The sequence below is a fragment of the Streptomyces monashensis genome (assembly GCF_001866665.1).
Taxonomy (GTDB): domain Bacteria; phylum Actinomycetota; class Actinomycetes; order Streptomycetales; family Streptomycetaceae; genus Streptomyces; species Streptomyces monashensis.
Map to the genome: position 1 here is coordinate 17,779 of NZ_MLYO01000005.1, position 10,144 is coordinate 27,922.

Here is a 10,144-nt window from a genome sequence, read left to right on the forward strand (position 1 = left end):
GCCGTGCCGTCAGGAGATGCCGAGGTCGTTCTCGATGAAGTCGAAGATCTCGTCCGCGCCGGCGGACTGGATCCGGTCGCTGACGTCGTCGCCGCCGGTGGCGGGGGTGGCGACGGCGGTTGCGGCCCGGCCGGTGAAGCCGCCGAGGAGGGACTGCAGCCGGGCGCCGACGCGGTCGCGTCGGGCGTCGTCCTGCGGCAGTGCGGCGAGGGCCGCCTCCAGGGTGTCCAGCCCGGCGAGGACGGCGGCGGCGCCGTCGGTGTCGTCCGAGAGCCGGCCGCGCAGATACCCGGCGAGCGCCGTGGCGCTGGGCTGGTCGAACAGCAGCGTGGCGGGCAGCGTGAGGCCGGTGGCGGCGCCGATCCGGTTGCGCAGTTCGACGGCCATCAGCGAGTCGAAGCCGAGGGCGTTGAACGCCGTCGCGGCGCCGACGCGGTCGGTGCCGGTGTGGCCGAGGACGGCCGCGGCCTCGGTCCGCACCAGCGCGGTCAGGGTGCGTTCGCGTTCGGCGGCCGACTGCCCGGCGAGCCGTTCGCGCAGGGCCTGCGAGGCGCCCGCGGTGCTCTGGGGACGCTGGGCGAGCAGGTCGCGGACCTCGGGGAGGTCCGAGAGCAGCGGGCTGGGCCGGGAGGTGGTGAAGCCGGGTGCGAAGCGGGCCCAGTCGATGTCGGCGACGGCGAGGACGGCGTCGGTGCGTGCGAGGGCCCGGCCGAGGGCGTCGACCGCCCGCTCGGGGTCGAGCGGGTCGATGCCGCCGCGCCGCATGCGGTTCTCGCCGTCGGCGTCGGCGCTCGCCATGCCGCCGCCCGCCCACGGCCCCCAGGCCAGCGAGGTGGCGGGCAGCCCGGCGGCCCTGCGCTGTTCGGCCAGGGCGTCCAGGTAGGCGTTGGCCGCCGCGTAGTTGGCCTGGCCGATGGTGCCGAGGGTGCCGGAGACCGACGAGTACAGGACGAACGCGCTGAGCTCGCGCCCCCGCGTCAGTTCGTCGAGGTGACGGGCGGCCGCCAGCTTGGGGCGCAGGACGCGGTCCAGGGCGGCGGTGTCCATGCCGTCGAGGAGCCGGTCGTCGAGCACACCGGCGGTGTGGACGACGGCGTCGACGGGGTGTTCGGCGACGAGCGCGGCGAGTGCCTCGCGGTCGGCGGTGTCGCAGGCGGCCAGGACCAGTTCGGTACCGGAGTCGGCGAGCGCGTCCTTGAGGCGGGCGGCGCCTTCGGAGGCCGCGCCGGAACGGCTGACGGCCAGGATGCGGGTGGCGCCCTGCGCGGCGAGCCAGGCGGCGGTGCGCAGGCCGAGCGCGCCGGTGGCGCCGGTGAGCAGGACGGTGCCCGACCAGTCGGGCGCGGGCGCCAGGGGCGTACCGGCCGGGACGCGTTCGAGGCGGCGCAGGAAGGTGCCCGCGGGCCGTACGGCGATCTGGTCCTCTCCGGTGCGGCCGGCCAGCGCGGCGGCCAGGCGCCGGGCGAGGTCGGCCGGTACGGCGGCGCCGGTCCCGGCGGGCAGGTCCACCAAACCGCCCCAGAGCTGCGGGTGTTCAAGGGCTGCGGTGCGGCCCAGCCCCCACACGGCGGCCTGCTCGGGGGCGACGGGTGCCTCGGTGCCGAGCACGCCCGCGGCGCCCGCGGTGAGCGCCCACAGCCGCACCGCGCCGGTGCCGTCGGCGTCGTCGGCGAGTGCCTGGACGAGGGCGGTGGTGGCGGCGAGACCGGCCGGTACGGCGTCGTGTCCGGGCAGCGCGTCGGTGTCGGCGGCGAGCAGGGACACCACGCCGGTCCAGGGCCCGTCGTCCTGGCGCAGGTCCGCGAGGGCGGCGGCCAGGGCGGTGCGGTCGGTGGTGGCGCAGTCGACGGGCAGGACGCGGACGCGGGCGCCGTGGGCGGTGAGCGCGTCGGCGACGGAGGTCGCCCAGGGGCCGCCGTCGAGCCGGGCGGGTACGACGAGGAGCCAGCGGCCGGTGAGGGTGGCGGCGGTGTCCGCGGCGGGCCGCCACACCACGCGGTGTTCCCAGCGCTGGATCTGCGCCTGCCTGCGGTCCTCGCCGCGCCAGGCGGCGAGCGCGGGCAGTACGGCGCTGAGCGGGGCGTCGCGGTCGACGGCGAGGCGCTCGGCGAGGGCGGCGGGGTCCGCGGCCTCGACGAGTTCCCAGAACGCGGCGTCCTGCCCGGCCGCGGCGGCGGGCGCGGACGCCTCCAGCCAGAAGCGCTCGCGCTGGAACGCGTACGTCGGCAGGGGCACGGGCCGGGCCTCGGTGGCGGTCGGTACGGCCGGTACGTCGCCGAGCCCGTGCACGTGCAGCGTGCCGGCGGCGAGCAGCGCGGAGCGGTCCTCGGGCGTGTCGCGGCGGGCCAGGGATACGGCGGTCACGCTCGCGGACGCGCTGAGGCCGTCCTGCACCAGGGTGGTGAGGGTGGCGTCGGGGCCGAGTTCGAGGCAGTGGGTGACTCCGCTCTCCTCCAGTGTGCGGACCGTGTCGGCGAAGCGGACGGCCTCACGGACGTGGCGCACCCAGTAGTCGGGGGTGAGCAGGTCGTCGCCGGCCGCGAGGGCTCCGGTCACGTTGGACACGACCGGCACGGTGGGGGCGTGGAAGCCCACGCGCGCGGCGACGGCGCGGAAGTCGTCGAGCATGGCGTCCATCAGCGGCGAGTGGAAGGCGTGGCTGACGTTCAGGCGCCGGGTCTTGCGGCCCCGTGCGGCGAACTCGGCGGCGATCTCCGTGACGTCCTCGGCACGGCCGGAGACGACCACGGAGACGGGCCCGTTGACCGCGGCGACGGCGACGCGGTCGGCGCGGTCGGCCAGCAGGCGCAGTACCTCCTCCTCGGTCGCCTCCAGCGCGGCCATGGCGCCGCCCTCGGGCAGGCTCTGCATGAGCCGGCCGCGCGCGCCGACCAGCGCGCAGGCGTCGGCCAGGTCGAGGACACCGGCGACGTGCGCGGCGGTCAGTTCGCCGATGGAGTGCCCGGCGAGCACGTCGGGCCGTACGCCCCAGGACGTGGCCAGGGCGTGGGCGGCGGTGCCGTGGGCGAAGAGTGCGGCCTGCGTGTAGGCGGTGCGGTCCAGCAGGGCGGCGTCGGCGCTGCCTTCGGCGGCGAGGACGACGTCGCGCAGCGGCGGTCCGTCGAGGTGGCGGTCGAGTTCGGTGCACACCGCGTCGAAGGTCCGCGCGTAGACGGGGTGGGAGTCGTACAACTCGCGGCCCATGCCGGGGCGTTGGGCGCCCTGTCCGCTGAACAGGACGGCGAGCCGTCCGCCGTCGGCGGTGCCGGTGGCCGTGCCGGGGTGCGGGTCGCCGGAGGCGACGGCGGCGAGCCCGGCCAGGAGTTCCTCGCGGTCCGCGGCGACGACCGCGGCGCGGTGGGCCTGCGGGTGGCGGGCGACGGCGAGGGTGCGGGCGAGGTCGCGGGGGTCGTCGTCGTGGTGCAGGAGGTGGGTGCGCAGCCCGGCCGCCTGGGCGCGCAGCGCGTCCGGGGTGTGTCCGGAGACGGGGTACACGCGGGGCACGGCGGCGGGCGCCGGGCGCTCGGCGGCGGGCTCGGCGGCCGGGGGTTCCTCGAGGACGACGTGGGCGTTGCTGCCGCTGATGCCGAAGGAGGAGACGCCCGCGCGGCGGGGCCGGTCGTCGCGGGCCGGCCAGGGCCGGGCCTCGGTGAGCAGCTCGATGGTGCCGCTGGACCAGTCGATGTGCGGGGAGGGCTCGTCGACGTGCAGGGTGCGGGGCAGTTCGCCGTGGCGCATGGCCATGACCATCTTGATGACGCCCGCGGCGCCCGCGGCGGCCTGGGTGTGCCCGAAGTTGGACTTGGCGGAGCCCAGCAACAGGGGTTCGCCCGCCGGGCGCCCGCGGCCGTAGGTGGCGAACAGCGCCTGGGCCTCGATGGGGTCGCCGAGGGTGGTGCCGGTGCCGTGTGCCTCGACGGCGTCGACGTCGGCCGGGGTGAGGCCGGCCGAGGCCAGCGCCTGCCGGATGACGCGCTCCTGGGAGGGGCCGTTGGGGGCGGTCAGGCCGTTGGAGGCGCCGTCCTGGTTGGTGGCGGAGCCGCGGACCACGGCGAGCACCGGGTGTCCGTTGCGGCGGGCGTCGGAGAGGCGTTCCAGCAGGAGCATGCCGACGCCCTCGGAGAAGCTGGTGCCGTCGGCGGAGGCGGCGAACGCCTTGCAACGGCCGTCGGCGGCCAGCCCGTTCTGGGCGGTGAACTCGGTGTAGGTGCCGGGTGTGGCCATGACGGTGACACCACCGGCCAGCGCCATGGAGCACTCGCCCTGGCGCAGGGCGTGGGCGGCGAGGTGCAGGGCGACCAGGGCGGAGGAGCAGGCGGTGTCCACCGTCATGGTCGGCCCCTCCAGGCCGAAGGTGTAGGCGACGCGGCCGGAGATGACGCTGCCGGACACGCCGAGCCCGATGTAGCCCTCCATGCCCTCGGGGATGTCGGCCAGGCCGGAGGCGTAGCCGGAGCCCATCGCGCCGACGTAGACGCCGGTGCCGGTGCCGCGCAGGGACAGCGGGTCGATGCCGGCGCGCTCGAAGACCTCCCAGGAGCTCTCCAGGAGCAGCCGCTGCTGGGGGTCCATGGCGAGCGCCTCGCGCGGGGCGATGCCGAACAGGGCGGCGTCGAAGTGCGTGGCGCCGTACAGGAATCCGGCCTCCAGGCCGGGCAGGCGGTCCAGGTCCCAGCCGCGGTCGGCGGGGAAGGCGCCGATGGCGTCGCCGCCCTCGGACACGAACCGCCACAGGTCCTCGGGCGAGCTGACACCGCCCGGGTACTGGCAGGCCATGGCGACGATGACGACCGGGTCGTCCTCCCCGGCCGCGGCCGTCGTGGTGGCGAACTCCTCGGCGGTGCCGGTGAGTTCACGGGCCAGGTGACGGGCGAGCGCGCTGGGGCGGGGGTGGTCGAAGACGAGCGTCGCGGGCAGCCGCAGTCCCGTCTCGGCGTTGAGCCGGTTGCGCAGGTCGACGGAGGTGAGGGAGTCGAAGCCGAGATCCTTGAAGGACTGTTCGCCGTCGACGGCGCCCGCCGAGCCGTGTCCGAGGGCGACCGCGGCGTGCCGTCGGACGACGTCGAGCAGCAGGCGTTCCTGGTCGGGTGCGGACAGCCCGGCCAGGCGGCGGCCGAGGACGGAGGCGTCCGCGTCGCCGGCGCGGGCGGTGCGCCGGGCCGGTGCCGGGACGAGGCCGTGCAGCAGGGCGGGCAGCCGGCCGGCGGAGGCGGCGGAGCGCAGGGCCGCCGGGTCGGTGCGCAGCGGCGCGAGGAGCGGCTCGCCGGTGGCGAGGGCCTCGTCGAGCAGTCGCAGCGCCTGCGCGGGGTCCAGGGCGGGCAGGCCGGAGGCCGCGATGCGGCGCCGGTCCTCGTCGCCGAGGCCGCCGGTCATGCCGCTGTCGTGGTCCCACAGGGTCCAGGCCAGTGAGGTGGCGGGCAGACCGGCGGCCCGGCGGTGGTGGGCGAGGGCGTCCAGGACGGTGTTGGCGGCGGCGTAGTTGGCCTGTCCGGCGCCGCCGAGCAGGCCGGAGGCGGAGGAGAACAGGACGAAGGCGGTGAGGTCGGCGTCCCGGGTCGCTGTGTGCAGGGCGAGCGCGGCGTCCGCCTTGGCGCGCAGCACGGCGGCGAGCCGGTCGGGGGTGAGCGAGCCGAGCACGCCGTCGTCGAGGATGCCCGCGGTGTGCACCACGCCGCGCAGCGGCCGGCCGGCCGGCAGCGTGCCGAGCAGCGCGGCCAGCGTGCCGGGGTCGGCGGCGTCACAGGCCTCGACGCGTACGGCGGCCCCGTGCGCGGTGAGTTCGTCCCTCAGCTCGCGGGCGCCGGGGGCGTCGGGGCCGCGCCGGGAGGTGAGCAGCAGGGAGCGCACGCCGTGGGCGGTGACCAGGTGGCGGGCGACCAGGGCGCCGAGCGCGCCGGTGCCGCCGGTGATCAGTACGGTGCCGTCGGCGTCCCAGCCGGGCGCCCGGTCGGCCGTGGCGGTACGGGCCAGCGCCGGTGTGCGCAACCTACCGTCGCGCAGGGCGAGTTGGGTGGCGCCGGTGCTGACGGCGGCGGCGAGGGCGGCGCGGGAGGCGTCGGTGTCGTCGAGGTCGGCGAGGACGAGCCGGCCGGGATTCTCGGTCTGGGCCGAGCGGACCAGGCCCCAGACGGCGGCGGCGGACAGGTCGGTCACGTCCTCGCCGTCGGCCGCGCTCACGGCGCCGCAGGTGACGATCACGAGCGGGGCGCCGTCGGTGCGCGGATCGGCCAGCAGCGTCTGCAGGTCGGTCAGGACGCGGCCGACGATGCTCGCGGGAGTCTCACCGGGGGCGGAGGCGTACGGCAGGACGACGGCCGTGGGCGTGTCGTCGGCGCCGAGTGCCGGCCGGGCGGACACCAGGCCCGCGGGATCGCCGCAGCCGAGCCGCCAGCCGTCGGTGTCCGCAGTGTCGGGCAGGGCGGTGTCGCTCCAGCGCACGGTGAACAGGGCGCCGTCGGCGGGCCGGGACGTGTGCAGGGCGCCCTGGGAGACCGGGCGGCTGACGAGGGAGTCCACCGTGGCGACGGGGTGTCCGGTGCCGTCGGCGAGGTGCAGGCTGACGGCACCGGAGGGGCCGCGGTCCAGGCGGACCCGCAGCTCGGTGGCGCCGACGGCGTGCAGGGTGACGCCGCTGAACGCGAACGGCAGCCCCACGCCCGCCTGTTCGGCGCCGTCGTCGCCGCCGGCACCGGCGAGCTGGGTGTGCAGGGCGGCGTCCAGGAGGGCCGGGTGCAGGCCGAACCGGGCGGCGTCACGGTGCTGGTCCTCGGGGAGTACCACCTCGGCGTACCAGGTGTCGCCGGAGCGCCAGGCGGCCCGCAGGCCCTGGAAGACGGGGCCGTACCGGTAGCCCTGGGCGGCGAGGGCGTCGTAGAAGCCGTCCAGCGGGAGGCTGTGGGCGTCCGCGGGGGGCCAGGCGACGGGCTCGGCCTCGGGTGCGGCGGGCGCCGGGGCGAGGACGGCGATGGCGTGCCGGGTCCACGGGCTGTCGTCGTCGGCGTCGGCCCGGGAGTGCACGGTGACCGGCCGGCGGCCGTCGGGGTCGGGGGCGCCGAGGGCGATCTGGAGCTGGACGCCGGTGGTGTCCGGGAGGACCAGCGGGGCTTCGAGGGTGAGGTCGTCGAGGAGGCCGCAGCCGACCTCGTCGCCGGCGCGCAGCACGAGTTCGACGAACGCCGTGCCCGGGAGCAGGACGGTGCCGGACACGGTGTGGTCGGCGAGCCAGGGCTGGGTGCGGGTGGACAGCCGGCCGGTGAGCAGCACCCGGTCGTCGTCGGCGACGCGGACGACGGCGCCGAGCAGCGGGTGTCCGGTGCCGGTGAGCCCGGCGCCGGTGACGTCGCCGGTGGTGTCGGCGGGCCGCAGCCAGTAGCGCTCGCGTGTGAACGCGTAGGTGGGCAGGTCGACTTCGGGGTCGGCCGGGTCGTTGCCGAGCAGGGCCGCCAGGTCGACGGAGGCTCCGTGGGCGTGGGCGGCGGCGACGGCGGCGAGCAGCGTGTCCGGCTCGGGGCGGTCCCTGCGCAGCACGGGCGCGCAGAACCGCTCGACGGTGTCGTCGGGCAGTGCGGTGCGGGCGAGCGCGGTGAGGGTGGTGTCGGGGCCGAGTTCCAGGTAGCGGGTGACGCCGTGGGCGGCGAGCCAGTCGACGCCGTCGGCGAAGCGGACGGCGTGGCGCAGGTGGCGCACCCAGTAGTCGGCGGAGGTCAGTTCCTCGGCGGTGGCCGGGCGTCCGGTGAGGTTGGAGACCACGGTCAGGCGCGGCGGGTGCGCGGTGACGCTCTCGGCGACCGCGCGGAAGGCGTCCAGGACGGAGTCCATGCGCGCCGAGTGGAAGGCGTGCGAGACCCGGAGCCTGCGGGTGGTGCGGCCGCGGGCGCCCAGTGCCGAGGCGACGGCCTCGACGGCGGCCTCGTCGCCGGAGATCACGGTGGCGCGCGGCCCGTTGACGGCGGCGACCGACACGGCGCCGCCGTGTTCGGCGAGCAGCGCGGCCGCCTCGTCCTCGGCGGCCTCGACGGAGACCATGGCGCCGCCGGGCGGCAGGTCCTGCATCAGGCGGCCGCGGGCGGCGACGAGCCGGCAGGCGTCGGGCAGCGACCACACGCCGGCGACGTGCGCGGCGGACAGTTCGCCCAGCGAGTGCCCGAGGAGGTACTTGGGGGTGACGCCCCACGATTCCAGCAGGCGGTAGAGGGCGACCTCGACGGCGAACAGGGCGGGCTGGGCGAGCCCGGTCTCCCGCAGCGCAGCGTCGTCCGGGGCGCTGTCGAAGACGGCTTCCTTCAGGCTCAGTCCCAGTTCGGGGTCGAGGTGGGCGCACACCTCGTCGAAGGTCCGGGCGAACACGGGGAACGCGTCGTACAGTTCGCGGCCCATGCCGGGGCGCTGGGCGCCCTGTCCGGAGAAGAGGAACGCGGTCGCGCCGCGCAGGGTGCGGCCGGTCACGACGGCCGGGTGCTCCTCCCCCGCGGCGAGGGCGCGCAGGGCGTCGCGGGTGCCGGCCGGGTCCGCCGCGAGGACGACGGCCCGGTGTTCGAAGGCCTGCCGTGTGCGGGCGAGGGCGCGGGCGGTGACGTGCGGGTCGTCGGCGGCGTGGGCGTCGGTGTGCGCGAGGAGGCGGGCGGCCTGGGCGCGCAGCGCTTCGGCGCCGCGCGCGGACAGCAGCCAGGGCGCGAGCGGCAGCCGTACGGTGGTCGCGGGTGCCGTGCCGGTGTCCTGGTGCTCCTCGGCGGGTGCGGCCTCCAGGACGGTGTGCGCGTTGGTGCCGCTGATGCCGAAGGAGGAGACGGCGGCGCGGCGGGGACGGCCTTCGGTGACCGGCCAGTCGATGGCCTCGGTGAGCAGCCGGACGTGCCCGGCGTCCCAGTCGACGTGGGTGGACGGCTGGTCCACGTGCAGGGTGCGGGGCAGGCGTCCGTGCTGGAGGGCCATGACCGTCTTGATGACGCCGGCGACGCCGGCCGCCGCCTGCGTGTGGCCGAGGTTCGACTTCAACGAGCCCAGGTGCAGGGGCCGTTCGGCGGACTTGGCGCGGCCGTAGGTGGCGAGCAGCGCCTGGGCCTCGATGGGGTCGCCGAGGGTGGTGCCGGTGCCGTGCGCCTCGACGGCGTCGACGTCGGCCGCGGTGATCCCGGCGCCCGCGAGGGCCTGTTCGATGACACGCTGCTGGGCGGGCCCGTTGGGCGCGGTCAGCCCGTTGGAGGCGCCGTCGGAGTTGACGGCGGAGCCGCGGACCACGGCCAGCACCGGGTGTCCGTTGCGGCGGGCGTCGGAGAGGCGTTCCACCAGCAGCAGGCCCACGCCCTCGGACCAGCCGGTGCCGTCGGCGGATTCGGCGAACGCCTTGCAGCGGCCGTCCGGGGCGAGTCCGCGCTGCCTGCTGAACTCGAACAGCAGGCCCGGGGTGGCCATGACGGCGACACCGCCGGCCATGGCGAGGTCGCACTCACCGGCGCGCAGCGCCTGCACCGCCCAGTGCAGGGCGACCAGGGAGGAGGAGCAGGCGGTGTCTACGGTGACCGTCGGTCCCTCCAGGCCCAGGACGTAGGAGATGCGGCCGGAGGCGACCGAGGTCGCGTTGCCGGCGAGCATCAGTCCGTGCACGTCCTCGGGCACCTCGACCGGACCCTGGCCGTAGCCGGAGGTCGCGGCTCCCACGAACACGCCGGTGGAGCTGCCGCGCAGGGTCTGCGGGCGGATGCCGGCGCGCTCCAGCAGCTCCCACGACGCCTCCAGCAGGATTCGCTGCTGCGGGTCGGTGGCGAGGGCCTCGCGCGGGCTCATGCCGAAGAAGGCGGCGTCGAAGGAGGCGGCGTCGCGCAGGAAGCCGCCCTCCCGGGTGGAGAAGGTGCCGGGCCGGTCGGGGTCGGGGTCGTAGCGGTCCGCGATGTCCCAGCCGCGGTCCTGAGGCAGCGGGCCGATGGCGTCCCGGCCCTCGTCGACGAGCCGCCACAGGTCCTCGGGCGAACGGATGTCGCCGGGGAACCGGCAGCTCATCGAGACGACGGCGATCGGCTCCCGGCTGCGGTCCTCGACCTCGCGCAGCCTGCGGCGGGTCTGGCGGAGTTCACCCGTGACCCGCTTGAGGTATTCCACGTACTTGTCGTCGTCAGCCACGAGAGTCACTTCCTTGAACCGGGCGGTG

At 76.7% G+C, this 10,144-nt stretch carries 1 protein-coding gene; it reads right to left on the reverse strand.

What is annotated here, in order from left to right; genetic code table 11:
• Positions 1-9 precede the first annotated feature (9 nt).
• Positions 10-10,116 (reverse strand): type I polyketide synthase, encoded by a 10,107-nt coding sequence (locus tag BIV23_RS00505; protein ID WP_071378674.1) that lies wholly within the window; start codon positions 10,114-10,116, stop codon positions 10-12.
• Between the last annotated feature and the right edge of the window lie 28 nt (positions 10,117-10,144).